Here is a 23,393-nt window from a genome sequence, read left to right as displayed (position 1 = left end):
GGTCAGGCGGTCAGCGGGGCATCTTCACGACGACGGTGTTGGCCACCTTGTCGTGCAGGCACTGCTGGAGCGGCTTGTCCCAGAACTGCCACAGGACGTTCACCAGACTGAAGACGGAGCCGATGAGGTTGAGGAACGTCTGGAAGCCGAGCAGCTGCGGCCCGTAGAGCACACCGATCCGCTTGAGGGCGCTCTGCGAGTCCAGGCCGCCCTGGAGCCCCGCGCCCACCGTGGTGATGCGGATCTTCATGATCTTCTTGCCCAGGGTCTGCCCGTCACGGGTGATCTGGAAGTACTCGTAGGCCGAGTAGATCAGGAATCCCACGACGGCCGAGATCAGCAGCCCGAGGAACGAGGTGACCGGCACCTCCACGGTGGTGCCGAGCAGGGTGACCTGCTCGGTGGTGGTGAACGGCCCGAGGATGATCGGGGTGATGATCACCATGACGACGACGCCCAGGATGACGGAGTCGATCAGGCGGGCGACGAGACGCTCCCACCAGACGGCCAGGACGGGGGGAGCGGGAGGGACGGATCCGTAGGGGGCCTGTCCGTACGCGCCGTGGTTGGGGGGTTCAGCGGTCATTGTTGACGATCTCCACTGCCCTGAGGGCTGTCGGTGTCCGGGGGGTTGCTCCGGTCGGACCGGTGCCCGCTCGATCCTCTTGTGATCACCGCTCCCGTGGGACAGCGGTTGGGCAAGCCGGATCGGGGCGTCACCTTGTCGTATTCCGGAGAGGAACGTACCGCCATGATCGGCGAATCGCTCCAGTATGCACCTGACCGACCCCGGAGGGTATCTTTTTCCCTTTGCACCTGAATCAAGTTGCACCTGAACGGCCGGCCCGCCCCCGCGGGACCGGCCACGGCCCTCTCCGGCCCGCCGGTCGGCTCCGGAGCGCGACGCCCTAGGGGAGGGCGGGCACCGACGGCTTGCCGTCGGTCCAGCCGATCTGGAGCGTGACCGTGGTCGCGGTCGAGGTCTTGGCGCGGAGCGGCTCGCCGCCGTACTTCACCTCGGAGGCCAGGGGCGTCATCGTGCCGGTGTCGACGATCAGCCGCTCGGTGTCGGTGAACTGCTTCTGCCGGGATCCGCCGGAGCCCTTGCCCCAGCCGAGGTCGACGAGGAAGCCCTGGCCGGTCCTGCCCCGCGGGTCCTCGACCTTCCCCAGGGAACGGACGCCGGGTATCGTCGGCAGCGCCTCGTACGCCGCGGCGCGGACCTCCTTCACCGGAGCGTCGGACAGTATGCCGACCAGCTGCCCCCTCACATAGCTCTCGCGGCCGTCGTCGGAAACGCCGGAGTTCGGATCCCGCGACGCCTTGTCGATCCAGGCCTTCAGCCCGGCCGGGTCCGTGGGCATAGCCTGGGCCTGTTCGTATGACAGCATCCGGTCGACCAGGTCGAACCCGATCAGGGGGGCGCCTTTTGCGTCCAGGTTGAGGATGACCATGCCCTTGTCCGGCTTGGTGGACAGGGAGGCCGTCATGCCGTTCGCGGTGCGGGTCCAGGTGGTCGGGGAGCCGTCGCGGCGCCATGCCCGCTCGTCCGCGGCGCTCTTCGGACGCACGCCGAGCTCCCGGTATCCCCGCCAGGTTCTGCCGTCGAGTGCGGTCCAGCGCTCCGAGACCTTCTGCTCCTCCACCCAGTAACGGTTCTTCCCACGCCCGAGCTGGTGGGAGTAGGTGCCCTTCCAGAGGGTCCGGGTGTGCCAGTAGGCGCCCTCCGCCGGAGCCGTCACCGCCTGAGCGGCGGCCGCGAGCCGGAGAGCCGGCAGGGGCTGCGGGCTCGACAGCGCGATGGCGCCCACCGCGGCCAGGCCGATCCCGATCGCGGTCAACCGGCGGATCGGCGTGGCAGGGCGCGTCGTCCGGTCCTTCGAATGATCAGTTCGCATGCCAGCTAATACGCCTGGGCCGTCCGGGACGTTGCCCGGTGAGTCCATGAATTTCCTGGAATCGGGGAGGCTGATGCGGGCAACGGTTTGTCCGGCCCGGGCGTATTAGAGGGCATGAAATCGGATGAACAGGCGTGATCGGCCCCGATGACGACGGGTTCGCCGCGTTCGTCGCCGCGCGCGGCACCAGCCTGCTGCGGGTCGCCTACCTCGCGTGCGGCGACGACCGGGACGCGGAGGACCTGCTGCAGACGGCGCTGGAGCGCACCTACCGCAAATGGGACCGGGTGCGTCATGACAACCCCGAGCCCTACGTCCGCCGCATCATCGTCAACACCGCCATCAGCCGCGCCCGGCGCCGGGCGATCCTGCGGATCCTCCCGACGCACACCCCGCCCGAGCTGCCGGTCAGGGAGACCGACGTCGACCTGCGCCACGTGCTCATGGACGCCCTGCGGGCCCTGCCGCCCCGGCAGCGCGCGGTGGTCGTCCTGCGCTACTGGGAGGACCTCGGCGAGACCCAGACCGCGGAGATCCTCGGCTGCTCGGCGGGCACCGTGAAGAGCCAGGCGTCGAAGGCGCTCACCAAGCTCCGGTCGGCGCTCGGCGCCGAATCAGTGGAAGGGCTGATCAGGAATGTCCATGCTTGAGGACGACCTCCGCCAGATCATGGCGGACGAGACGGCGCGGCTGCGCGCCGCGCCCGACCTGGTGGACCGGGTCATCCGCTCCTCACGGCGCAGGAGGACGGTGCGGACCAGGTACGTCGCGGTGGTCGCCGCGGCGGCCGTCGTGGGGATCACGATCCCCACCGGTCTGACCCTCGCCTCCGGGCCCGCGGCCGTGTCCGGGCCCGCGGCCGCGGTGGTGTCGCCCGACACCACCGGATCCGCCGTGCCGCAGCCCTTCGAACCGCCCCCGCTGCCCACCCCGTCGCCCACCCTCGACTTCGGGGACCTGGGCGACGGTAAGGCCTTCGGGCGCGTCAAGGTGGGATACCTGCCCGACGGCCTGCAGTGGTCCCACCGGTCGAGCGACTGGGGTGACGCGTACACGACCTCGTGGAACTACGACGGCGACAAGAACGGCTTCTACTGCGTTCAGATCTTCGTCCAGGAAGGCCAGGCCGCCCAGCGGTCCCGCGAGGCCGTGCAGTCCTACCGCGACAAGTCCGACGGCGAGGAGGCGACCATCGGCGACCGGACCGGCTACCTGGTCACCCAGTGGGTCGGCGAGGACGGCGGCAAGGGCACCCCCACGATGTTCCTCGACATGGGTCCCGAACGGATGGCCGAGATCATGTTCAGCCCGGTCTTCGTCAAGGATCTGGGCACCCGGGAAGCGGTCGAGCGCGAGCTGAAGAAGATCGCCGAAGGCCTTACCGCCACCGACGGGGACCCGGGGACGACCAGCGAAGCGCCCGCCGCCGACGGCGGGGACGAGGGGAAGGACGCCGAGGCACCCGCCGGCGGCTGAACTCCCCGGGAGATCGTCCGAGGGCTCACCCGCGGCGACCGGAGTTCTAGGGAGATCTTCCGAGGGCTCCGCCGGGACACCAGCCGCCCGTCACCGGCTCAGCGGCGGCCGCGATGCGGCCCGTCCCGCCACCCCCGGTACGGGCGGTGGGCGCGGTCACCGTATCCGACCTGGTCCCGCGCGTTCCGCTGGTGCGGGCGGGCACCCGTACGCTGACCGGTCGGGTGCCCCCAGCCGCCGCGCCGCCCGGCGGCGCGGCGCTCGCCGTCCCCGTCCTTCTCGTCCTTGTCCTTCTCCATGCCGGGGGTGAAGCCGCCGCCGAAACGTCCCATGTCCGGGTGGCGGAAGGAGGACGGCGGGACGTTCTCCAGGGCGGCGGACATGGACGACACCCAGATCGGGCCGGGCAGGGAGGCGCCCTGCACCGCGCCGTAGTATTCGCCGCCGATCCGCACGTCGCGCAGCGGGTGGCGGTAGGAGCCGCGGATGTCGCCCACGCTGACCGCGGCGGCCAGGTCGGGGGTGTATCCGGCGAACCACGCCGAGGTGTAGCCGTTGTTGGTGCCGGTCTTGCCCGCCGCGTCGCGGCCGATGCCCTGGCCCGTCATGGTGCCTTTGGTGAACACCCCCGACAGGATGTGGTTGACCGCGTCGGCCACCTCGCGGTCGATCGCCTGCGTGCAGCTCGGCGGCACCTGGACCCGCCTGCCGTTCCGCTGGACGATGTCGGAGATGGCCATCGGCTGGCACTGGCGCCCCCGCGCGGCGAGCGCGGCGAACGCCCCCGCCACCGTCACCGGGTCCATCTCGTTGACCCCGAGGGTGAACGTCGGGACCTCGCGCAGCGGCTTGCCGTCCGCCCGGACGATGCCGAGCGCCTTGGCGGTCCTGACCACCGGGCACAGGCCCACGCGCCGCTCCAGCATCATGTAGAAGATGTTCACCGACTTCCAGGTGCCGGTGGAGATGCTCTGCGGGCCGCCCTTGCCCTCGCCGCTGGCGTTGAAGACCTCGGCGTTCGGGTCGTTGACCTTGCGGCCCCGGCAGTCGACGTATCCCGAGTCGGGCACGAACCGGCCCGGCGTCATGAAGCCCTCGTCGAACCGCCAGCCCTTGTTCAGCGCGGTGGTCAGGGTGAACACCTTGAACGTGGATCCGGCCTGGAAGCCCTGTCCGCCGCCGTGCGCCACGTCGGCGGGCAGGTTGTAGGTGGTCCGGGGGCCGTTGTTGGTGTTGCCGGAGTTGCGGCCGTACTTCTTGCTCGCGGCCATCGCCCGGATCCGCCCAGTCCCCGGCTCGATCATCGCCTCGGCCGCGACCTCGGTGTCGCGCGGGTCGACCCGCGCGGAGATGGCCCGCTGCGCCGCCCGCTGGGCGACCGGGTCCACGGTGGTGCGCAGCACCACCCCGCCCCTGGCCAGGCGGCGCTCCCGCTCGGCGCGGGTGTGGCCGAACACCGGGTTGGTCAGCAGCTCCTTGTGGACGTAGATGCAGAAGTAGGGGTAGGAACTCTCCGCGCAGCCGCCGGGCTCGGGCTTCAGCCGGATGCCCAGGGGGCTCTTCTTGGCCGTGTCGGCCTGGGCCTGGGTGATGTTCCCCACCTGGGCCATCCGGTCCAGCACGGTGTCCCTGCGCTCCCGCAGGCGGGCGCGGCGCCGCTCGTCCAGCGACGGGTCCGTCGCGTACGGCGTGCGCACCGCGCCGGCCAGCGCCGCGGCCTGCCGCAGGGACAGGGCCGACGCCGGGACCGAGAAGAAGCGCTGGGCCGCCGCCTCGATCCCGAACGCCCCCGCGCCGAAGTAGGCGATGTTGAGGTAGCGCTCCAGGATCTCGGCCTTGGTGTACTTCTTCTCCATCGCCAGCGCGTAGCGCAGCTCGGTGATCTTGCGCTTGAGGCTCGGCGCCCGGGCCTGGGCGCGTTCGGCGCCGGTCTGGGCGTTCTCGACCAGGATGTTCTTGACGAGCTGCTGGGTGAGCGAGGACCCGCCCTGCCGCACCCCGCCCGCCTGCGTGTTGGTCACCAGCGCCCGCAGCGTCCCCTTGACGTCGAGGCCCGCGTGCTCGTAGAAGCGGGAGTCCTCGATCGCCACGATCGCCTGCCGCATGATCGGGGCGACCTTGCCGAGGGGAACGATCGTCCGGTTCTCGGTGTAGAACTGGGCGAACTGCTTGCCGTTCTTGTCCAGGAGCACCGTGCGCTGCGGGAGAGGATCCTCCCGGGGGCTGGGAGGCAGGTCGGTCACGGTGCGCGCGACGTTGTTGGCGGTGATCCCGGCGCTGCCGACCAGCGGCAGCGCCGTTGCCGCCGCCAACAGGCCGCCGAGCACGCCGCAGGCCAGCAGCCCGCCCAGGCACACGAGGGGGTCGCGCCTCACCTCATGTCGTCGCGAAGTCACAGATAGTAAAGTGCGGCCGGATGATCGGGCACAAACATCCGGGTGGAAAACTTTACTCTTGTGGAGCCTCTTCCCGGCTGACCTTCAGGCCCAGCGAGGCGAACTGCTCGAAGGGGCGGTGGTAGCCCCGCTCGATGTGGTGCACCCCGCGCAACGTGGAGGTGCCCTCCGCGGCCGCCGCGGCGAGCACGGCGGAGAAGCCGGCCCGGATGTCGGGCAGAGTCACGTCGGCGCCGCGCAGCTTGGACACGCCCCGCACGACCGCCGAGTGCTTGGCGTTGGTGTCGTGGTAGCGGCACGCCGGGCCGCCGAGGCACACGTCGAAGACCTCGATCTCGCAGCCCATCCGCTGCAGGGCGGGCACGTAGACCAGCCGGTTCTCGAACACCGTCTCGTGCAGCACCGACATGCCCTGGGCCTGGGTGAACAGCACCATCAGCGGCGTCTGCCAGTCGGTCATGAAGCCCGGGTGCGTGTCGGTCTGCACGGCCGCCGCCCGCAGCCCGTCCGGCGCCGACGCCGACACGTAGTCGTCGGTGATGTCCATCTCGGCGCCCATCCGGGCCAGGGTGGTGATCGCGGTGACCAGCCGGTCCTGCGGGCAGCCGTGCACCCGCACCTCGCCACCGGTGATCAGGCCGGCCGCCAGGTAGGAGAACGCCTCGATCCGGTCCCCGTTGAGCCAGGTGGAGGCGCCGCGCAGCCGTTCCACGCCCTCGATCACGATGCGCCGGTCGGGGCTGAGCTCGATGCGCGCGCCCATGCGCTGCAGGAACAGGGCGAGCTCCACCACCTCGGGCTCCATGGCCGCGCCCTTGAGCACGGTCTTGCCCTCGGCCAGCACCGCCGACATCAGGATCGTCTCGGTGGCGCCCACGCTCGGGTAGGGCAGTTCGAGCCGGGTCCCGCGCAGCCGCTTGGCCTTGGCGTAGACGCCGGTGTCGCTCACCTCGACCTCGGCCCCCATGGCGCGCAGCGCCTCGACGTGGAAGTCGACGGGCCGGCGTCCGATCGGGTCGCCGCCCACCAGCGGCACGAACGCCTCGCCCGCCAGGTGCAGCAGCGGGCCCAGCATCAGGATGGGGATCCGGTTGAGGCCGGTGAACGCGGCGGGCACGTGCGGGTTGATCTGCGGCCCCTGGGCGATGCTGATCTCCCGGGGCGTGATCTCCACGTTGATGCCCAGCGCCCGGAGCATCTGCGCGGTGATCCCGACCTCGCCGACGTCGGGGGCGTTGTGGATCGTGCTCTCACCGATGCCCAGCATCGCGGCGACCATGTGCTTGGAGACGCCGTTCTTGGACCCGCGGACCTCGACGTCGCCGCGGAGCGGCCCGGAGGGCTCGATCAGCCATACCTCTTCGTTCACCCGGACAGACTAACGGGATTCGGTCGAAGTCTCGGGGAGCACGGGCCGGAGGGTCGGTAACATCGGGCACACCAGTACAGAGGGTGAGGGGAAACACATTGCGGCATGCGCGCGACTTCGCCGTCACGGTGCTCGTGCTCGGCCTCCTGGGAGGGGCCGCCGGTGTCCTGTGGTCGCTTCTCGCGCCGCGCCCGCCGTACGTCATGACCAAGCAGGGGCCGCTGCTCGCCGACCCCTCCACCCAGGCGCTCATCGCGGCCGACGGCTGGTTCGCCGTCGTCACCGGCGTGCTCGGGCTGGCCTGCGGCGCCGCCGGCTACCTCCTGTCGCGCCGGGGGCGCCCGCTCGCGGTGGTGCTCGGCCTGGCCGCCGGCGGGCTGCTCGGCGGATACCTCACGCTGGTGGTCGGCCGGGCGGTCAACCTCGGCGCGCAGAGCGTCACCGCCGCCGGGCCGGGGATGACCGTGACCCCCGGCCCGCTGGAGCTGACCGCCCCGGGGGTGATGTGCGCCTGGCCGCTGCTCGCCGTCGGTCTCTTCTTCGCCCTGGAGGGCGTCGCGGGCTACCGCGACTCGCCGCTGCGCCGCCCGTTCGGCGGGCAGGACCCCTACGGGCCGCTGTCCGCCTACGACATCAGCGGAAAGTAGGCCTGCGCGCGCCGTGCCCGGTGGCCCGCTCGAAGGCGTGGGCCAGCCGCAGTACCTCCAGGTCGGCGAAGGGGCGCCCGACGATCTGCACCCCCACCGGCAGCCCTCCGGAGGTGAACCCGCACGGCACCGACGCCGCGGGGGCGTGCAGCACGCTGATCCAGTAGGCCGAGCGCATCCACGCCAGGTAGTCCGGCAGCGCCTCCCCGTTGATCTCCGAGACGTACGGCGCGTCCACCGGGAACGGCGGCACCTGGCTGACCGGCGCGATCAGGAAGTCGTAGGCGCCGAAGAAGGCGGTCATCCGCCGGTAGAGGCCGCTGCGCAGCCGCTCCGCCCTGGCCAGGTCCGCCCCGGTGACCGCGCGTCCCCGCTCGACGTTCCAGCGGACGTTCGGTCCCAGGCGGTCCTGGGGCAGGTCGCCGTAGGACAGCGCGTAGTGCCACGCCCGGTAGGTCCGGAACGCGTCCTCGGCGTCCGACAGGTCCAGCTCCACCCGCTCCACCCGCGCGCCCAGGCCGGCGAGCACGGCGGGGGCCTGGGCGGTGACCTTCGCCGTCTCCACGTCCACCGGCAGCCCGCCCAGGTCGGGGCTCCACGCGACGCGCAGCCCGGTCAGGTCCAGCTCCAGGGGCTCGGTGAAGACCGCTCCGCTCCCGGCGACCGCCAGGGGAGAGGCGGCGTCGAACCCGGCGACCACGCTCATCAGCAGCGCCAGGTCCTCGACGGTGCGGGCCATCGGGCCCGGCACGCCGAGGGTGAACCACGCCGCCGTCGGAGAGGGCGACGGCACCCGTCCGGGCGTCGGCCGCAGCCCGACCACGTTGCAGAAGGAGGCCGGGTTGCGCAGCGAGCCGCCCATGTCCGAGCCGTCGGCCAGGGGCACCATCCCGGACGCCAGCGCCGCCGCGGCCCCGCCGCTGCTGCCGCCCGCCGACCTCGACAGGTCGTACGGGTTGCGGGTGGCGCCGAAGATCTCGTTCACGGTGTGCGAGCCGGTGCCGAACTCCGGGGTGTTGGTCTTGCCGACCGTGATCGCCCCGGCCTCGCGCATCCGCCGCACGATCAGGGAGTCGGCGTCCGGGACGTGGTCGGCGAAGAGCGGCGAGCCGTACGTGGTGCGGATGCCGGCGGTGTCGGCCAGGTCCTTGTGCGCGACCGGCAGCCCGTGCAGCGGCCCGCGCCACCGGCCCCTCGCCAGGTCCCGGTCGGCCTCCTGCGCCTCCCGCAGGGCGCGCTCGGCCACCAGGGTGACGACCGCGTTGACCCGCGGGTTGACCTCCTCGATCCGGCCCAGGTGCGCCCGCAGCAGCTCGACCGCGCTGACCTGCCTGGTGCGCAGCAGTTCGAGCATCTCGGTAGCGGTCAGGTAAAACATCTGCTCCCCCGATCACGGTACGGCCCGCTCCGAGTCTGGCCGAAGGCCGCCGCCGCCCGCGTCGGCAACCTTCGACAACGGCACGGCCGGGGGGACTAGCCCGCTCTGCCGATGGGGGCGGTGACCGCCCCCGTCAGGCGTACCAGCTCCGCCGGGGCGGTCTCGATCTGCAGCCCGCGCCGGCCGGCCGAGAAGTAGATCGTCGCGAAGTCCAGCGCGGAGGCGTCGATCACGGTCGGCAGCCGTCTGCGCTGCCCCAGCGGGCTGATCCCGCCGACCACGTAGCCGGTGACCCGCTCCACCTTGGCCGCGTCGGCCATCGCCGCCCGCTTGCTCCCGAGCGCCGCCGCGAACGCCTTCAGGTCCAGTTTGCCCGCCACCGGCACCACCGCGACGGCCAGCCCGTCCTCCACCTCGGCCACGAGCGTCTTGAAGATCTGTCCGTACGGCAGGCCGAGCGCGTCGGCGGCCTCCTCGCCGTAGGCCTGGGCACCGGCGTCGTGTTCGTAGGGGTGAAGGGTGAAATCCACCTTGGCCTGGGTCAGCGCCACCGTCGCCGGGGTCCCCTGGCCTCCCTTGCTCTTGCTCTTGCTCACGGGCGAAGCTTACTGTCTGATTAAAATCTACATTGTAAAGGCTATGTCCGGATGGTGGACGGAACGAGACCGGGTGCCGGACGTCCGTAGACTGGACGGGTGATTTCCCGTACCGACCTGCGCGGAGCCCTCCCGGAGGACCTCCGCCACGTGCTGCCCCGTGCCGAACTCGACGTCGAAGCCGCCCTGGAGAAGGTGCGGCCGATCTGCGAGGACGTGCATCATCGCGGCGCCGAGGCCGTGCGGGAGCTGACCGCGAGATTCGACGGCGTCGAGCTGGAGTCCGCCCGGGTCCCCGCCGAGACGGTCACCAGGGCGCTGGAGGAGCTCGACCCCAGGATCCGGGCCGCCCTGGAGGAGTCGATCCGCCGCGCCCGCCTGGTCCACCGCGACCAGCGCCGCACCGACGTCACCACCCAGGTCGTGCCCGGCGGCACCGTCACCGAGCGCTGGGTCCCCGTCGATCGCGTGGGCCTCTACGTCCCCGGCGGCCGTGCGGTCTACCCGTCCAGCGTGGTCATGAACGTCGTCCCCGCGCAGGAGGCGGGGGTGCCCTCCCTGGCGGTCACCTCGCCCGCGCAGAAGGAGTTCGGCGGGCTGCCGCACCCGACGATCATGGCCGCCTGCGCCCTGCTCGGGGTGGACGAGGTCTACGCCGTCGGCGGCGCCCAGGCCGTGGCGATGTTCGCCTACGGCACCGAGGAGTGCCCGCCGGCCACCATGGTCACCGGCCCCGGCAACATCTGGGTCGCCGCCGCCAAGCGGCTGCTCAAGGGCCGCATCGGCATCGACTCCGAGGCCGGGCCCACCGAGATCGCGATCCTCGCCGACTCCACCGCCGACCCCGTGCACGTCGCCGCCGACCTGATCAGCCAGGCCGAGCACGACACGATCGCCGCCGCCGTCCTGGTCACCGACTCCGCCGAGCTGGCCGAGGCCGTCGAGCGGGAGCTGCCCCGCCAGGTCGCCGCCACCAAGCACGGCGAGCGCGTCACCGAGGCCCTGTCCGGCCGCCAGTCGGGCATCATCCTCGTCGACGACATGGAGGCCGGGCTGCGCGTCGTGGACGCCTACGCCGCCGAGCACCTGGAGATCCACACCGCCGACGCGCCCGCGCTGGCGGCCCGGGTCCGCAACGCCGGGGCCATCTTCGTCGGCACCTACGCGCCGGTCTCGCTCGGCGACTACCTCGCCGGCTCCAACCACGTGCTGCCCACCGGCGGCTGCGCCTGCCACTCCTCCGGACTGTCGGTGCAGACCTTCCTGCGCGGCATCCACGTCGTCGACTACACCCGCGAGGCCCTCGCCGACGCCGCCGCCCACGTGTGCGTCCTCGCCGACGCCGAGGACCTCCCGGCGCACGGCGCGGCGATCCGCGCGAGGTTCGACTGGGAGGTCCCCTCATGAGGACCTCCCAGCCCGTGCTCACCGGGCGCGCGGCCGCCCGCGCCCGTTCCGACTGGGAGACGTCTCCGTGAAGCTTGAGGACCTGCCGATCCGGGACGACCTGCGGGGGCGGTCGCCGTACGGCGCCCCCCAGATCGACGTCCCGGTCCGGCTCAACACCAACGAGAACCCCTACGGCCCCTCCGCGTCCCTGGTCGCCGACCTGGCCGAAGCCGTACGGCACGGCGCGGCCGGGCTCAACCGCTATCCCGACCGCGACGCCCTCGCGCTCCGCCGGGACCTGGCCGGCTACCTGGGCCACGGGCTGGCCGTCGAGCAGGTCTGGGCGGCCAACGGCTCCAACGAGGTGCTCCAGCAGATCCTGCAGGCCTTCGGCGGCCCCGGCCGCTCCGCGCTCGGCTTCGAGCCCTCCTACTCGATGCACCCGATCATCACCACCGGCGCGTCGACCGAGTGGATCTCCGGGGCGCGCGAGGAGGACTTCGGGATCGACCCGGACAAGGCCGTCGCCGCGATCGAGGAGCACCGGCCCGACGTCGTCTTCCTGACCTCGCCCAACAACCCCACCGGCACCGCGCTCGACCCGGCCGTGATCGCCCGGATCGTCGAGGCCGCGCCCGGCATGGTCGTCGTGGACGAGGCCTACTTCGAGTTCGCCCGCACCGGCACCCCGTCGGCGCTGACGCTGCTGCCGGACAACCCCCGGCTCATCGTCACGCGGACCATGTCCAAGGCGTTCGCGATGGCGGGCACCAGGCTCGGTTACCTGGCCGCCCACCCGGCGGTGATCGAGGCGCTGCTCCTGGTCCGCCTGCCGTACCACCTGTCCACGCTCACCCAGACGGCGGCGCGCGTCGCGCTCGCCCACCGCGAGGAGCTGCTCGGCACCGTCGACGCGCTGCGGGCCGAGCGGGACGCGACGGTGGAGTGGCTGCGCGGCAAGGGGCTGGCGGTCGCCGACTCCGACGCCAACTTCGTGCTGTTCGGCCGCTTCGCGGACCGGCACGCGGTCTGGCGGGGCGTGCTCGATCGCGGGGTGCTGATCCGCGAGGTGGGGCCGCCCGGGTGGCTGAGAGTTTCGATCGGAACGACCGAGGAGATGGCGGCCTTCCGCGCCGCCCTGGAGGGAATCCTGTGAGCAGTCTCGCCGGAGACGGGTCCGCCAAGCGTTTCGGCCGCGTCGAGCGCGTCACCAAGGAGACCTCGGTGCTGGTCGAGGTCGACCTCGACGGCACCGGGCACGTCGAGGTGGCCACGGGCGTCGGGTTCTACGACCACATGCTGAACCAGCTCGGCAAGCACGGCCTGTTCGACCTGACGGTCAAGACCGAGGGCGACCTCCACATCGACTCCCACCACACGATCGAGGACACCTCGCTCGCCCTGGGAGCCGCGTTCCGTGAGGCCCTGGGGGACAAGTCGGGCATCCGCCGGTTCGGCAGCGCGTCGTGCCCGCTCGACGAGGCCCTCGCCCAGGTGACGGTCGACCTGTCCGGCCGCCCGTATCTGGTGCACACCGAGCCCGGGGGCATGGCCCCGATGATCGGCGCGGAGTACGACACGACGATGACCAGGCACATCCTGGAGTCGTTCGTCGCCCAGGCCGCCATCTGCCTGCACGTCCACGTCCCCTACGGCCGTAACGCCCACCACATCGTCGAGGCCCAGTTCAAGGCCCTGGCGCGGGCGCTGCGCGAGGCCTCCGAGCTCGACCCCCGCGCCACCGGCGTACCGAGCACCAAGGGCGTGCTGTGAGCGGGCCCGGCGTGCCCGCGCGGCCGGCGGGGGAGGGCTCATGAGCGACAACTGGACCGCCGTCGCGATGGCCTTCATCGCTCTCTTCCTGGTCGGCGGGATCGTCTCCTTCTACAAACAGGGTCTGAAGGCGGGCGCGGTGCTGCTGGCCGCCCTCGCCGCCCTGGCGACTACCGCGGCGGTGCTCTGGTGGTGAACATAACCGTTCTCGACTACGGATCCGGCAATCTCCGCTCGGCGGAGCGGGCACTGGCCCGGGTCGGGGCGAATGTCACGGTGACCTCCGACTACGAGGCGGCCATGGAGGCCGACGGCCTCGTGGTCCCGGGGGTCGGCGCGTTCGCCGCCTGCATGACCGGGCTGCGCGCCGTACGTGGCGACCGCATCATCGACCGCCGCCTGTCGGCCGGCCGGCCCGTCCTGGGCATCTGCGTCGGCATGCAGATCCTGTTCGAGACGGGCGTCGAGCACGGCGTCACGACCGAGGGCTGCGGGGAGTGGCCCGGCACGGTCAAGCGGCTCGACGCGCCGGTCCTGCCCCACATGGGCTGGAACACGGTCACGGCGCCCGAGGGCACCGTGCTGTTCGACGGGATCGACCCGGACACGCGCTTCTACTTCGTCCACTCCTACGGCGTGCGCGACTGGGAGCTGCAGGCCGGGCCGGGCTTCACCGACCCCCTGGTCACCTGGGCCGAGCACGGCGTGCCGTTCGTCGCGGCGGTGGAGAACGGCCCGCTCATGGCGACCCAGTTCCACCCGGAGAAGTCGGGCGACGCCGGAGCCCAGCTGCTCACCAACTGGCTCGGCACCGTCAAGTGAGCCGCTGGATGAGCTGTCAGGTGAGCCGCAGGTGAGCAAGGAACGGGCCAGACGCAGGGCCGAGCGTGAGGCGGAGCAGGCGCGCCAGGCAGCCCTGCGCGCCGAGCGCGAGGCCCGCCTGGCCCGGCGGCGCGAGCGCGTCGGCCGGGTCACCGCCCTCCTGCCCCGCAGGCCCGTCCGGGTCGCCGTCCAGGGCGGCATCATGGCCCGGCGCCGCCGCGCGCAGAACGGCCTCGTGGCCGTCCTGTTCCTGATCGTCCAGGTGATCGCCTGGCTGCTGTGGTCGTCGTGGACCGCGCGGCTCGGCGTGCTGGTTCTCTCGGTGCTCTTCGTGCCGCTTTTCGTCACCCTTGTCTTCGACCGGAGGTCTTGATCAGATGTCGCTAGAGTTGCTGCCCGCCGTGGACGTCGCCGACGGCCAGGCGGTCCGCCTGGTCCAGGGGGCGGCCGGCACCGAGACCTCCTACGGCGACCCTCTGTCGGCGGCGCTCGCCTGGCAGGAGGCCGGCGCCGAGTGGATCCACCTGGTCGACCTCGACGCCGCCTTCGGCCGCGGTTCCAACCGCGAGCTGCTGGCCACCGTCGTGGACGCCCTCGACATCAAGGTGGAGATGTCGGGGGGCATCCGTGACGACGCCTCCCTGGAGGCCGCCCTGGCCACCGGCTGCCGCCGCGTGAACATCGGCACCGCCGCCCTGGAGAACCCCACCTGGTGCTCCAAGATCATCGCTGAGTACGGTGACAGGATCGCCATCGGTCTCGACGTCCGCGGCACCACCCTCGCCGCCCGCGGCTGGACCAAGGAGGGCGGCGACCTGTGGGAGGTGCTTGACCGCCTCGAGGCCGACGGCTGCCCCCGCTACGTCGTCACCGACGTCACCAAGGACGGCACCCTGCGCGGCCCCAACCTCGACCTGCTCCGCGAGGTCTGCGCCCGTACCGCCAAGCCGGTGGTCGCCAGTGGCGGCGTGTCCTCGCTGGACGACCTGCGTGCCCTGGCCTCGCTGGTGCCGATCGGCGTCGAGGGCGCGATCGTCGGCAAGGCCCTCTACGCGCACGCCTTCACCCTCGAAGAGGCCCTGGCCGCGGTGAGTTCGTAGGTTGCCGCACGTGACAGGGGGCGGGGGGAGCCACCGTTCGGGCACCCGGGTGTTCAGCGGCGGTGTCTGGGAGGAGCGCTACGGCTATGCCCGCGCGGTGGTGGCGGGACCATGGGTGATCGTCTCGGGGTGCACCGCCACCGTCGGCGGTGAGGTCCAGCACGTCGGCGACGCCTACCGGCAGTCGCTGACCGCCTTCGGGGTCGCGCTGGACGCCATCGAGAAGGCGGGCCTGTCCCGACACGACGTGGTCCGGGTCCGTTACTTCGTGGTCGACGACGAGCACTACGACGAGGTGGGCCGCGCGCACGCCGAGCTGTTCGGCGAGGTCCGCCCCACCTGCACCGGAGTCCGGGTGGCGGGCCTGATCGACCCGCGCATGCTTGTCGAGGCCGAGGTCGAGGCCTACCGTGAGTGAGGAGCTGTAAAGAGATGAGTGTCGCGGTACGAGTGATCCCCTGCCTGGACGTGGACGCCGGGCGGGTCGTCAAGGGCGTCAACTTCGAGAACCTCCGTGACGCCGGAGACCCGGTCGAGCTGGCCCGCCGCTACGACGCGGAGGGGGCCGACGAGCTGACGTTCCTCGACATCACGGCCTCCAGCTCCGACCGGTCGACGATGTACGACGTGGTCAGGCGGACGGCCGAGCAGGTGTTCATCCCGCTGACGGTCGGCGGGGGAGTGCGCTCGGTCGAGGACGTCAACACGCTGCTGCGCGCGGGCGCGGACAAGGTGGGCGTGAACACCGCGGCGATCGCCCGGCCGGAGCTGCTGACCGAGGCGTCGCAGCGCTACGGCGCGCAGTGCATCGTGCTGTCGGTGGACGCCCGCCGGGTGGTCGACGGCCCGCCGACGCCGTCCGGGTTCGAGGTGACCACCCACGGTGGCCGCCGGGGGACCGGGATCGACGCGGTGGAGTGGGCCCGCCGGGGCGAGGAGCTGGGCGTGGGCGAGATCCTGCTCAACTCCATGGACGGCGACGGCACCCGTGACGGCTACGACCTGGAGATGATCCGGGCCGTGCGGGCCGCGGTGTCGGTTCCGGTGATCGCCAGTGGTGGGGCCGGTTCGCTGAAGGACTTCGCCCCGGCTGTGGAGGCGGGGGCGGACGCCGTGCTGGCGGCGTCGGTGTTCCACTTCGGGCAGCTCAAGATCTCCGAGGTGAAGGACGCGCTGCGGGGGGCGGGGCATCCGGTCCGCTGACCCTGTCGGCCGGGGCGGACGTGGAAGCCGGTTTATTTGGGGTTGGCCGCTGATGGGCGGCGCTGAGGGCCGTTCGCGCTGCGGTGGGCCGGTGTTCCGGCCGGCCGTCGCAGTTGATCTCTGGTCTCTTCAGGCCTCCGGCCTGGCGGGCGCGGTGGTCGCGGTCCTTTTATACGCCGTCCGGAACACCGGCCCACCTCCGCGCCACTCCGTCTCGCCGTACGGCATGCGGACCGTAGCCGCTCCGTCTCCGGCCGCCCGGGGTGCGTCCTGACGCTGAAGCGCCCGTGCGGGTCCGTTCAGGGTTGATCACCGTCGCTGAAGCACCTCTGCGGAAAGGAGCTCAGGGCCGGGCGCCGTAGGCGTGGGGAAATTGTGATTTTGCGGGGGTTTCAGGGGCGATCGTCAGGCGGACAGGGCCGGGCCGGTGGTGCGAGACGCTCACTGCCTGATCGACAGGCCTTCAGTGGACGATGGCCAGTGCGCGAAGTCGTTCGTCCAGGGCCCGGACATGTTTGTTGTCCTCCCAGGGCTGGAGGCGGGCACGGGCCTGCCGCACGGAGTGGGCGAGCCTGGCGGAACTGTGACCTACGACGATCTGGGTGGCCTCGCCGATCATCACGGCGGCCTCGGTGATCTCGCGTTTCTGGACCAGCGCGGCGGCGTATTCCAACTGCAGGATGCCCCGTTCCCGGACGGAGTCGGACCCCATTGCCGCGAGCCTCCGACACGCTTCGGATATCGCCCGGCTGGACTGTTTGAGTTCGGTGAGACAGAACGTTCCGTAGGAAGCGACACGATCCGGGGTGAGCCAGAAGAGGTGGGGGAGGTCAGACTGTCTCTGTCCTCTGCTGGCCAGGTCGGTGGCGCGATCGAGGAGGCGGAGAGCACCCACATCGCGCTTGGCGCTGGAGATCACCCTGGCGACCTGGATTCGCAAGACCGCCGCTATTCGGGTCACCGTCTACGACTGCGGCTGGGGCGGCACACCCAGGTTCAACCGGCGAAGGGAAGCGGATCCGCTGGCCGAGAACGGGCGGGGCCTGGCCGTGGTGGCGGCCCTGGCCGTCAAGGTCGGCTGCCGGGGCACGCGGTGTGGGCCGAGCTGTCTCCGAACTGATCGCCTTATGCGCCTTGACTGATCTTGAGCCGGACGGTCTCCGATCGGTCGACGGTGTACGACATGGTCAGGTGGACGGCCGAGTAGATGTTCATCCCGTCGGCAGTGCCGGCGCAGAGCTGGGGCCTGCCGGAACCGGCCCTGGTCCTGCCCGTCGGTCGGTCGGTCATCGCGCCCGCGGAGAGATCCCCGATTGATCAACTCAACATTGAGATAACTCCGCGCAGCCCTTCTGCGGCCGGGCCGGCCGAGGCCGGGGTCTGCCATACAGGAGAGTGGATGGACGGCGCGACGGACATCCTGATCGGCCAGTGGCAGCGTGAGCGTCCCGGCGTCGATTTCTTGCAGGTGGGCCTTGTCAGCCGGATCACCCGGCTCTCCACCTGCGGGTGCGGGGAGACGCTCAGTCTGTGGCCTTGGGATGGCCGGTGCCGGCGTAGGTGATCCAGGCGATGCGGTTGGCGTCGTCGAGCAGGTACCAGATGCGTCCGCCACCGGTTACCTCGTACTGCCAGCGTTCCAGCTGATGGCCCTTGAAAGTGCCGGTACCGAGCTTGCCCTTGAGCCGGTGCTGACGATCGGGGTTGTCGGCGGCGCGTGGAGTGGCGCGGATCTTCTCGAAGGCGCGGCGCAGGTTGCCCGCTGCCTGGCGACAGAGGTGTTCCCAACCGTCGGCGGCCTCGGTGTTGGCGAAACGGAGGTCGTACTCGTCGCCAGTCGGGGGTGGCGCGGCCCGGTCTCCGCGCTTCGGGCTCACTCCGTCACCTCTGACACCGAGACCGATCCGAGGTCGCCGTCTGGCTCGCGGGTGAGGATGGCGAACAGGGCGGGGTCTGCGTAGATCTCGGCGCTGTGCTTCCACTGGGTGAGCAGGAGCGCGATCGGGGTGAGGTTGTCCAGAGCCGCCGCGCCGCGTGCCGTGTCCACCAGTTCGGAGAGCAGGGTGTCGACGTCCTCGGCGGGCAAGAACGTGCTCCACGGCAGGGCCTCGGGTAGCGCTTGGCGCAGGGCGGCGATGTTCTCGGTCCGCACCAGCCCGGCCAGCAGGCGTGAGGTGAAGTCTACGACCGCGGCGTCTCGCTCCATCTGGTCGACGCGCATCAGCGCGAGGTCTCCCGCGTCGCGTCGCCTCAGCCGTAGCGCGCGGACAGTGTCCAGCCTGCGCGTGGTTGCGGCGGGATGATGGAGCAGCTCGCTGAAGGGCACATCCTCGTAGGCCATAGTCATGACATCCACAGTAGTTCGGATGTTGGCCGATGGGTAGGGATTGCCGCCCGGCCCGGGCGGTGGTTCCTAGAAGACGCGCATGTGGTGGAACAGCTCGTAGGAGAGGTCCTCGGCGGCGAAGGCGCGGGACTCGGAGCGTTTGACGGCCAGGTAGGCGGAGCCGCGCAGGGGGCCGAGGGCGTCCATGAGGAGGTCGTCGGCCTCCAGGGCGTCCAGGGCCTCGTCGAGGGTGGAGGGCAGGCGGCGCACGCCCAGGGCGGAGAGCCGGCTCTCGCCGAGGGTGGCGGGGTCGACGTCTAGGGCCTCGCCGGGGTCGAGGTCGCGGCGGATGCCGTCCAGGCCGGCGTGGATGACGGCGCCGAGCGACAGGTAGGGGTTCGCCGAGGAGTCGGAGGGCTTGATCTCCAGGTTGGCCGACGCCGCGGCGTCCTCCCCGACCGGGGAGCAGATCCGCACCGCCGCCTCCCGGTTGTCCATGCCGTAGCAGGCGTAGGCGCTCGACCACATCTTCGGCGCCAGCCGCCGGAAGCTGTTCACCGAGCCGCAGGTCAGCGCGGTGAGCGCCGGGAGGTGGGCGATCAGGCCGCCGATGAAGCGGTAGGCGGTGGCCGACAGGCCGTGGCGGTCCGCGGGGTCGCTGAAAAGGTTGGTCCGCAGGTCGGGATCCCACAGGGACAGGTGCAGGTGGGCGCCGTTGCCGGCCTGATCGGCGAGCGGCTTGGGGGCGAGGGAGGCCCACAGCCCCGCGCGGAGGGCGACGCCGCGGACGGTCTCGCGGTAGAGCACCTGGTTGTCGGCGGCGCGCATGGCGGAGGCGTGGCGGATGGACAACTCCTGCTGGCCGTGGCCGAGCTCGGGGTGGTAGTGCTCCACCCGCAGCCCCTGGGTCTCCATGGCGTGGATCAGGCTCATCGTGTAGTCGTGGGCCTGGTCGAAGCCGGTGGTGGCGTAGCAGAGGCTGTCGTCGACGGGGACCAGCCGGTCCAGGCCCCCGCCGGGGTCGGCCACGCGGCGGCCGAGGGTGAACTCGGGTTCGTAGGCGGCGACGGCGACCAGGCCCTCGCCGGCCAGGGTGGCGATCGCCTCGCGCAGGAAGGTGCGCGGGCAGGCGGGCCAGGGGGAGCCGTCGACCTGGCGCAGGTCCGACAGCATGGCCGCCGCGCCGGGGGCGTAGGGGAGGGCGACGAACGTGGCCGGGTCGGGGACGAGGCGGACCTCGCCGACCGGGCCGAGCCGCTCGACCTCCTGGAGTTGGTCGAGCATGTTCATCGCCATCATCGCCACGGTGTGCCCGATGCCGGAGACGAGCCGTTCGGCCAGCCGGGAGCGCGAGGTCGCCTTGCCCCGGATCACTCCGCCGTGGTCGGCGTAGAGAAAACGGATCAGCTCGACGTGCTCCGTCTCGGCGTGTTCGACGACGCGAAGACCCGCCGGGCCGAGCCGATCAACTCCTGTGACGCTGTGACGATCTCCCATGCTCCCTGCGTAACATGTCCTCGCGGACAGGGGAAGCACATCGCACGGTGCTCGGCACTGCGAGAGGTCCGCGCTCCCGCGCGGTCAGGCGGGAGCGCCGAGGAGAAAACCGGCAAGAAGGTCATGGCGGGGTGGCCCCCGCCGGTGGTCAGCTCAGTACTCGTGTGAAGAACAGGGCCAGTTGGTCCGCTCCCCTCACAATCCCGTCGAAGACTCCGGTCACCGCGTCCGCCGCCTGAGCGGGTTTGGTGAACAGATAAAAGGCCACGAACGCCACCGCTACGTAGGTAGCGACCTTCTTGACCTGCATGGGGGCCTCCTGCAGTTCCAGTCCCAGCCTTATATACCCGGATTTTAAGGATCTTTGGCATCTTCGGCCCGGGTGGCTCCCGGATTTTGATGATCATACCTGTCCGGCCGGGGCGATCCACGGCCAGACCGCTGGATTGGCATGAGTCCCCCCACGCCATCGTGCGGGGACGAGGCGCTTCTGTCCAACCCTTACTGCCAGATGTACCGGTAGGGGTAGGGAAGAGGCAGGTCAGGCGCCCTGTCGGGTTTCTCCGCATCTGGCGGCAGGGGAGCGCGGGGCCGCGCTCCGGGCCGCCCGCCCGGCGGTGACCTGGGAAAAGGCGGAGGAAAGGCCGCGGAAGGCTCCGGGAGGGCGGGGGCGATCCTTTCTCCGAGAAAACTAAGGGTTCTTAGTGAAGGGGGCATCCGGATCATCGACGGCTCCGAATAAGAGGTCAAACCGACCTGAGGGGCCCCATATGACCCGACCCGCCTTCGCTGTCCTGATCCCGCACGCCGGGCGCGCCGCCGGCCGCGCGCCCACGGGCCCAGCCCGGTCCGCCCGGTCCGGGATGACCCCCTTCACCCTTCTGACCCCTGATCGGCCGGCTGAGGCGGGACCGGTCGCGGACGCCTTCCGGGGAGCGGCCGCCGGGCTGCCCAGGCCCGTGGTCTGAGAGGACGTCCCAACGATGGCAAGGCGCAAGATCGCCGTGGTCGGCAGCGGGGTGGCCGGTCTCACCGCGGCGTACGTACTGCAACGGGCCGACGACGTCACCGTCTTCGAGGCCGACGACCGGATCGGCGGGCACGCCCACACCCATGACGTGGCCGGTGGCGACGGCCGGACGCTGGCGGTGGACAGCGGGTTCATCGTGCACAACGAGCGGACCTACCCGACGCTGGTCCGCCTGTTCGGCGAGCTGGGCGTGCGGACCCAGCCCTCCGACATGAGCATGTCGGTCTCCTGCGGGGGCTGCGGCCTGGAGTACGCGGGCGGGAAGAAGGCGCCGGGCCTGTTCGCCCGGCCCTCCAGCGCGTTCCGCGTGCCGTACCTGAGGATGCTCACCGAGGTGCCGCGCTTCCACCGGATGGCCCGCGAGGTGCTGGAGTGCGGCGACGACCGCACGCTGGAGGAGACCCTCGCCGGCTTCTCGCCGTACTTCGTCTCCCACTTCACGACCCCGCTGGTGTCGGCGGTCTGGTCGTGTCCCCCCTCCGCCGCCGGGCTCTACCCGGCCCGCTACCTGTTCGCGTTCCTGGCCAACCACGGGATGCTCGGCGTCTCCGGATCCCCTCGGTGGCGGACCGTCACCGGGGGCTCGCGCAGCTACGTCGAGAAGATCGCCAAGACGCTCACCGCCGTGCACACCTCGACACCGGTCCAGGCGCTGCGCCGTACCGGGGAGGGGGTGGAGATCGTCGCCGACGACGTCCCGCACCGGTTCGACGCGGTGGTCGTCGCCACCCACCCCGACCAGGCGCTGCGCCTGCTGGCCGACCCCACCCCGGACGAGCGGCGGGTGCTCGGCGCCTTCCGCTACTCCCGCAACCCCGCGACCCTGCACACCGACCCGTCGGTGCTGCCCCGGGCGCGGCGGGCGCGGGCCTCGTGGAACTACCGGACCGAGACCTGCGCGGCCGGCGGCGGCGGCGTCCGGGTCACCTACGACATGAACCGGCTCCAGCGGCTGGACGCGCCAGGCAGCCACCTCGTCACCCTGGGCGACGAGATCCCCGACGAGCACGTGATCGCCCGGATGGTCTACGAGCACCCGGTCTACACCCCCGAGTCGGTCGCGGCCCAGGAGCGGCTGCCCCGGCTCGACAGCGGGGTGGTCGCCTACGCCGGGGCCTACCACGGCTGGGGGTTCCACGAGGACGGCTGCCGCTCCGGCCTCCGGGCGGCCGAGGCGCTCGGAGGGCGCTGGTGACCGGTCCGGAGCCGCCCGCGCTGTACGAGTGCGTGATCACCCATGTGCGGTCCGCGCCGATCCGCAACCGCTTCGGCTACGGGTCGTACCTGTGGCTGGTCGACCTCGACCGGCTGCCGGAGAACCGGTGGCTGGCCGCCTTCCACGCCCGTGACCACATGGGCGACCCCGGGCTGAGCATCAGGCGGAACGTCGACGCCTTCCTCGCCGCGCACGGCGTCACCGCCCGCCGGATCACGATGCTGACCAACGCCCGGGTGCTCGGCCACGTGTTCAACCCGCTGACCGTCTACTGGTGCCACACCGGCGAGGGCGTGGCCGTGGTCGCCGAGGTGCACAACACCTACGGCGGACGCCACCGCTACCTGCTGCGTCCCGGCGAGCACGAGGTGGCCAAGGAGTTCCACGTCTCGCCGTTCCACCCGGTGGACGGCCGCTACCGGCTCAGCCTTCCCGAGCCCGGCGAGCGGCTCGCGCTCACCGTCACCCTGCACCGCGAGGGACAGCCTCCCTTCGTGGCGAGCGTCCGGGGCCGCCGCAGGCCGGCGACGGGGCCCTGGCTGTACCGCATGGCCGCCAAGCATCCCCTGGCTCCTCTCGTGGGCAGCGCCAGGATCCGCCGCCAGGGAATCGGCCTTTACCTGCGCGGCCTGAAGACCTTTCCCCCAGGAGGACCCAGATGACCCTCACGACCGACCGGTCCGCCGCGTTCCGGCCCGGCGTCGGCACCGTCCCCCCCTCACGGCTGCGCGGCGCGCTCGCGCGGCGCCTGTTCCTGCACGCCGTACGGCGGCTGCCCCTGACCGTGGAGCTGCCCGGAGGGCGGCGGCTGGGCGCGGGCGGCCCGGTGATGCGGCTGCGGCATCCCGAGGCGTTCTACCGGCGGGTCGGGGCGGGCGGCCTCATCGGGTTCGGCGAGGCATACATGGCGCGGGACTGGGAGGCGGACGACCTGCCCGCCGTGCTCACGGTGATGGCCGAGCGGCTGGCCACGCTCATCCCGCCCGGGCTGCAGCGGCTGCGGCGGCTGGCCGTACGGCGCGTGCCCCGCGACGAGCTGGGCGGCCGGGAGGACACCCGGCGCAACGTCCACCGCCACTACGACCTGTCCAACGACCTGTTCGCCGAGTTCCTGGACGAGACGCTGACCTACTCCGCGGCGCTGTTCGACGGCCCCGCGTCGTGGGAGACCCTCGCCGGCGCCCAGCGTGCCAAGATCGACCGGCTGCTGGACCAGGCGGGGGTGGGTCCGGGCACCCGGCTGCTGGAGATCGGCACCGGGTGGGGCGAGCTGGCGC

The 23,393-nt window shown here is 71.6% G+C and carries 27 protein-coding genes; 15 read left to right on the top strand and 12 right to left on the bottom strand.

Translation table 11 applies throughout. From position 1 onward, the window contains the following. Window positions 1–10: 10 nt before the first annotated feature. Complete coding sequence (locus tag CA984_RS15945; RefSeq protein WP_086572842.1) at window positions 11–586, bottom strand: RDD family protein; 576 nt, start codon at window positions 584–586, stop codon at window positions 11–13. A gap of 322 nt (window positions 587–908) precedes the next feature. Continuing rightward, on the bottom strand, window positions 909–1,898 hold the full coding sequence (locus CA984_RS15940; RefSeq protein ID WP_133061677.1) for a hypothetical protein: 990 nt from the start codon (window positions 1,896–1,898) through the stop codon (window positions 909–911). Between the two features lie 134 nt (window positions 1,899–2,032). Here CA984_RS15940 and CA984_RS15935 point away from each other — a divergent pair, with 134 nt between their 5' ends. Both CA984_RS15935 and CA984_RS15930 read left to right on the top strand, forming a co-directional pair. Continuing rightward, window positions 2,033–2,548 carry a SigE family RNA polymerase sigma factor gene (locus CA984_RS15935; RefSeq protein WP_242675978.1) on the top strand — a complete coding sequence of 172 codons (516 nt, stop codon included), beginning with the start codon at window positions 2,033–2,035 and terminating at the stop codon, window positions 2,546–2,548. Next, window positions 2,541–3,374 carry a hypothetical protein gene (locus CA984_RS15930; protein ID WP_086572836.1) on the top strand — a complete coding sequence of 278 codons (834 nt, stop codon included), beginning with the start codon at window positions 2,541–2,543 and terminating at the stop codon, window positions 3,372–3,374. Before CA984_RS15935 ends, CA984_RS15930 begins: the two co-directional genes overlap by 8 nt. A 98-nt stretch (window positions 3,375–3,472) precedes the next feature. On the opposite strand, the gene CA984_RS15925 is transcribed toward CA984_RS15930, so the two are convergent. Beyond that, window positions 3,473–5,770 (bottom strand): transglycosylase domain-containing protein, encoded by a 2,298-nt coding sequence (locus CA984_RS15925; protein ID WP_086572833.1) that lies wholly within the window; start codon window positions 5,768–5,770, stop codon window positions 3,473–3,475. Between the two features lie 52 nt (window positions 5,771–5,822). Continuing rightward, complete coding sequence (gene murA / locus CA984_RS15920) at window positions 5,823–7,139, bottom strand: UDP-N-acetylglucosamine 1-carboxyvinyltransferase (protein ID WP_031160042.1); 1,317 nt, start codon at window positions 7,137–7,139, stop codon at window positions 5,823–5,825. A 98-nt stretch (window positions 7,140–7,237) separates the two neighbouring features. Here murA and CA984_RS15915 point away from each other — a divergent pair, with 98 nt between their 5' ends. Further along, complete coding sequence (locus CA984_RS15915; RefSeq protein ID WP_086572830.1) at window positions 7,238–7,786, top strand: hypothetical protein; 549 nt, start codon at window positions 7,238–7,240, stop codon at window positions 7,784–7,786. On the opposite strand, the gene CA984_RS15910 is transcribed toward CA984_RS15915, so the two are convergent. Together CA984_RS15910 and ybaK are read right to left on the bottom strand one after the other, a co-directional pair. Continuing rightward, the gene (locus CA984_RS15910; protein ID WP_086572827.1) at window positions 7,773–9,164 is read right to left on the bottom strand and encodes an amidase; all 1,392 of its coding nucleotides are present in this window, start codon (window positions 9,162–9,164) and stop codon (window positions 7,773–7,775) included. The two genes, CA984_RS15915 and CA984_RS15910, sit on opposite strands and share 14 nt — an antisense overlap. 95 nt (window positions 9,165–9,259) lie before the next feature. Further along, complete coding sequence (ybaK, locus tag CA984_RS15905) at window positions 9,260–9,760, bottom strand: Cys-tRNA(Pro) deacylase (protein ID WP_086572824.1); 501 nt, start codon at window positions 9,758–9,760, stop codon at window positions 9,260–9,262. A 99-nt stretch (window positions 9,761–9,859) separates the two neighbouring features. Here ybaK and hisD point away from each other — a divergent pair, with 99 nt between their 5' ends. The 9 genes from hisD (at window position 9,860) to hisF (ending at window position 16,047) form a co-directional block, all read left to right on the top strand. Further along, the gene (hisD, locus tag CA984_RS15900) at window positions 9,860–11,167 is read left to right on the top strand and encodes a histidinol dehydrogenase (RefSeq protein ID WP_086572821.1); all 1,308 of its coding nucleotides are present in this window, start codon (window positions 9,860–9,862) and stop codon (window positions 11,165–11,167) included. A 67-nt stretch (window positions 11,168–11,234) separates the two neighbouring features. Continuing rightward, on the top strand, window positions 11,235–12,305 hold the full coding sequence (locus CA984_RS15895) for a histidinol-phosphate transaminase (RefSeq protein ID WP_031160034.1): 1,071 nt from the start codon (window positions 11,235–11,237) through the stop codon (window positions 12,303–12,305). Next, complete coding sequence (hisB, locus tag CA984_RS15890) at window positions 12,302–12,922, top strand: imidazoleglycerol-phosphate dehydratase HisB (RefSeq protein WP_086572815.1); 621 nt, start codon at window positions 12,302–12,304, stop codon at window positions 12,920–12,922. Before CA984_RS15895 ends, hisB begins: the two co-directional genes overlap by 4 nt. 40 nt (window positions 12,923–12,962) lie before the next feature. Beyond that, complete coding sequence (locus CA984_RS46190; RefSeq protein ID WP_165781270.1) at window positions 12,963–13,118, top strand: hypothetical protein; 156 nt, start codon at window positions 12,963–12,965, stop codon at window positions 13,116–13,118. Further along, the gene (gene hisH, locus CA984_RS15885) at window positions 13,109–13,744 is read left to right on the top strand and encodes an imidazole glycerol phosphate synthase subunit HisH (protein WP_207620893.1); all 636 of its coding nucleotides are present in this window, start codon (window positions 13,109–13,111) and stop codon (window positions 13,742–13,744) included. Before CA984_RS46190 ends, hisH begins: the two co-directional genes overlap by 10 nt. Window positions 13,745–13,775: 31 nt before the next feature. Next, window positions 13,776–14,117, top strand: a complete 342-nt coding sequence (locus CA984_RS15880; RefSeq protein ID WP_031160028.1) for a hypothetical protein — start codon at window positions 13,776–13,778, stop codon at window positions 14,115–14,117. A 4-nt stretch (window positions 14,118–14,121) separates the two neighbouring features. Further along, window positions 14,122–14,844 (top strand): bifunctional 1-(5-phosphoribosyl)-5-((5-phosphoribosylamino)methylideneamino)imidazole-4-carboxamide isomerase/phosphoribosylanthranilate isomerase PriA, encoded by a 723-nt coding sequence (gene priA / locus CA984_RS15875; protein ID WP_086572810.1) that lies wholly within the window; start codon window positions 14,122–14,124, stop codon window positions 14,842–14,844. 10 nt (window positions 14,845–14,854) lie between these two features. Next, the gene (locus tag CA984_RS15870) at window positions 14,855–15,262 is read left to right on the top strand and encodes a RidA family protein (RefSeq protein ID WP_031160025.1); all 408 of its coding nucleotides are present in this window, start codon (window positions 14,855–14,857) and stop codon (window positions 15,260–15,262) included. A gap of 14 nt (window positions 15,263–15,276) precedes the next feature. Beyond that, the gene (hisF, locus tag CA984_RS15865) at window positions 15,277–16,047 is read left to right on the top strand and encodes an imidazole glycerol phosphate synthase subunit HisF (protein ID WP_086572807.1); all 771 of its coding nucleotides are present in this window, start codon (window positions 15,277–15,279) and stop codon (window positions 16,045–16,047) included. A 463-nt stretch (window positions 16,048–16,510) separates the two neighbouring features. Here the strand turns inward: hisF and CA984_RS49450 are convergent, their stop codons facing one another. The 6 genes from CA984_RS49450 to CA984_RS46180 all read right to left on the bottom strand — a co-directional run bounded on the left by CA984_RS49450 (window position 16,511) and on the right by CA984_RS46180 (window position 20,180). After that, window positions 16,511–17,008, bottom strand: a complete 498-nt coding sequence (locus tag CA984_RS49450) for an NsdA family TPR-like regulatory protein (protein ID WP_479725533.1) — start codon at window positions 17,006–17,008, stop codon at window positions 16,511–16,513. A 164-nt stretch (window positions 17,009–17,172) separates the two neighbouring features. Next, window positions 17,173–17,337, bottom strand: coding sequence for a hypothetical protein (locus CA984_RS46185; RefSeq protein WP_165781269.1), 165 nt, complete (start codon window positions 17,335–17,337; stop codon window positions 17,173–17,175). A 233-nt stretch (window positions 17,338–17,570) separates the two neighbouring features. Continuing rightward, entirely contained in the window at window positions 17,571–17,924 is a 354-nt protein-coding gene (locus CA984_RS15855; RefSeq protein ID WP_086572800.1) for a hypothetical protein, read from the bottom strand. Beyond that, the gene (locus tag CA984_RS15850) at window positions 17,921–18,394 is read right to left on the bottom strand and encodes a hypothetical protein (protein ID WP_086572798.1); all 474 of its coding nucleotides are present in this window, start codon (window positions 18,392–18,394) and stop codon (window positions 17,921–17,923) included. The genes CA984_RS15855 and CA984_RS15850 overlap by 4 nt, the downstream gene beginning before the upstream one ends. A 66-nt stretch (window positions 18,395–18,460) precedes the next feature. Continuing rightward, a complete protein-coding gene (locus CA984_RS15845) occupies window positions 18,461–19,870 on the bottom strand; it encodes a glutamine synthetase family protein (RefSeq protein WP_086572795.1) in 1,410 nt (469 codons plus the stop codon). 148 nt (window positions 19,871–20,018) lie between these two features. Further along, complete coding sequence (locus CA984_RS46180) at window positions 20,019–20,180, bottom strand: hypothetical protein (RefSeq protein WP_012889618.1); 162 nt, start codon at window positions 20,178–20,180, stop codon at window positions 20,019–20,021. A 673-nt stretch (window positions 20,181–20,853) separates the two neighbouring features. Here CA984_RS46180 and CA984_RS15835 point away from each other — a divergent pair. The 3 genes from CA984_RS15835 to CA984_RS15825 form a co-directional block, all read left to right on the top strand. Beyond that, window positions 20,854–22,095, top strand: coding sequence for an NAD(P)/FAD-dependent oxidoreductase (locus CA984_RS15835; protein WP_086572789.1), 1,242 nt, complete (start codon window positions 20,854–20,856; stop codon window positions 22,093–22,095). Then, window positions 22,092–22,778 carry a DUF1365 domain-containing protein gene (locus tag CA984_RS15830; protein ID WP_086572786.1) on the top strand — a complete coding sequence of 229 codons (687 nt, stop codon included), beginning with the start codon at window positions 22,092–22,094 and terminating at the stop codon, window positions 22,776–22,778. Before CA984_RS15835 ends, CA984_RS15830 begins: the two co-directional genes overlap by 4 nt. Beyond that, window positions 22,775–23,393, top strand: a 619-nt coding sequence (locus tag CA984_RS15825; RefSeq protein ID WP_207620892.1) for a class I SAM-dependent methyltransferase, incomplete at its 3' end; no start/stop codon positions are given. The genes CA984_RS15830 and CA984_RS15825, both read left to right, overlap by 4 nt.

The organism is Streptosporangium minutum, assembly GCF_002149035.1.
GTDB classification, from domain to species: Bacteria; Actinomycetota; Actinomycetes; order Streptosporangiales; family Streptosporangiaceae; genus Streptosporangium; species Streptosporangium minutum.
This window is presented reverse-complemented; position numbering and strand designations above follow the sequence as displayed.

Coding starts and splice junctions, on each gene's coding strand:
- CA984_RS15910 (WP_086572827.1), bottom strand. CDS start 9,164: ATGTTTTACCTGACCGCTACCGAGATGCTCGAACTGCTGCGCACCAGG.
- CA984_RS15850 (WP_086572798.1), bottom strand. CDS start 18,394: ATGACTATGGCCTACGAGGATGTGCCCTTCAGCGAGCTGCTCCATCAT.
- CA984_RS15940 (WP_133061677.1), bottom strand. CDS start 1,898: ATGCGAACTGATCATTCGAAGGACCGGACGACGCGCCCTGCCACGCCG.
- CA984_RS15835 (WP_086572789.1), top strand. CDS start 20,854: ATGGCAAGGCGCAAGATCGCCGTGGTCGGCAGCGGGGTGGCCGGTCTC.
- hisF (WP_086572807.1), top strand. CDS start 15,277: ATGAGTGTCGCGGTACGAGTGATCCCCTGCCTGGACGTGGACGCCGGG.
- CA984_RS15930 (WP_086572836.1), top strand. CDS start 2,541: ATGCTTGAGGACGACCTCCGCCAGATCATGGCGGACGAGACGGCGCGG.
- CA984_RS46190 (WP_165781270.1), top strand. CDS start 12,963: ATGAGCGACAACTGGACCGCCGTCGCGATGGCCTTCATCGCTCTCTTC.
- CA984_RS46180 (WP_012889618.1), bottom strand. CDS start 20,180: ATGCAGGTCAAGAAGGTCGCTACCTACGTAGCGGTGGCGTTCGTGGCC.
- CA984_RS15845 (WP_086572795.1), bottom strand. CDS start 19,870: ATGGGAGATCGTCACAGCGTCACAGGAGTTGATCGGCTCGGCCCGGCG.
- CA984_RS15945 (WP_086572842.1), bottom strand. CDS start 586: ATGACCGCTGAACCCCCCAACCACGGCGCGTACGGACAGGCCCCCTAC.
- priA (WP_086572810.1), top strand. CDS start 14,122: ATGTCGCTAGAGTTGCTGCCCGCCGTGGACGTCGCCGACGGCCAGGCG.
- CA984_RS46185 (WP_165781269.1), bottom strand. CDS start 17,337: ATGACCGACCGACCGACGGGCAGGACCAGGGCCGGTTCCGGCAGGCCC.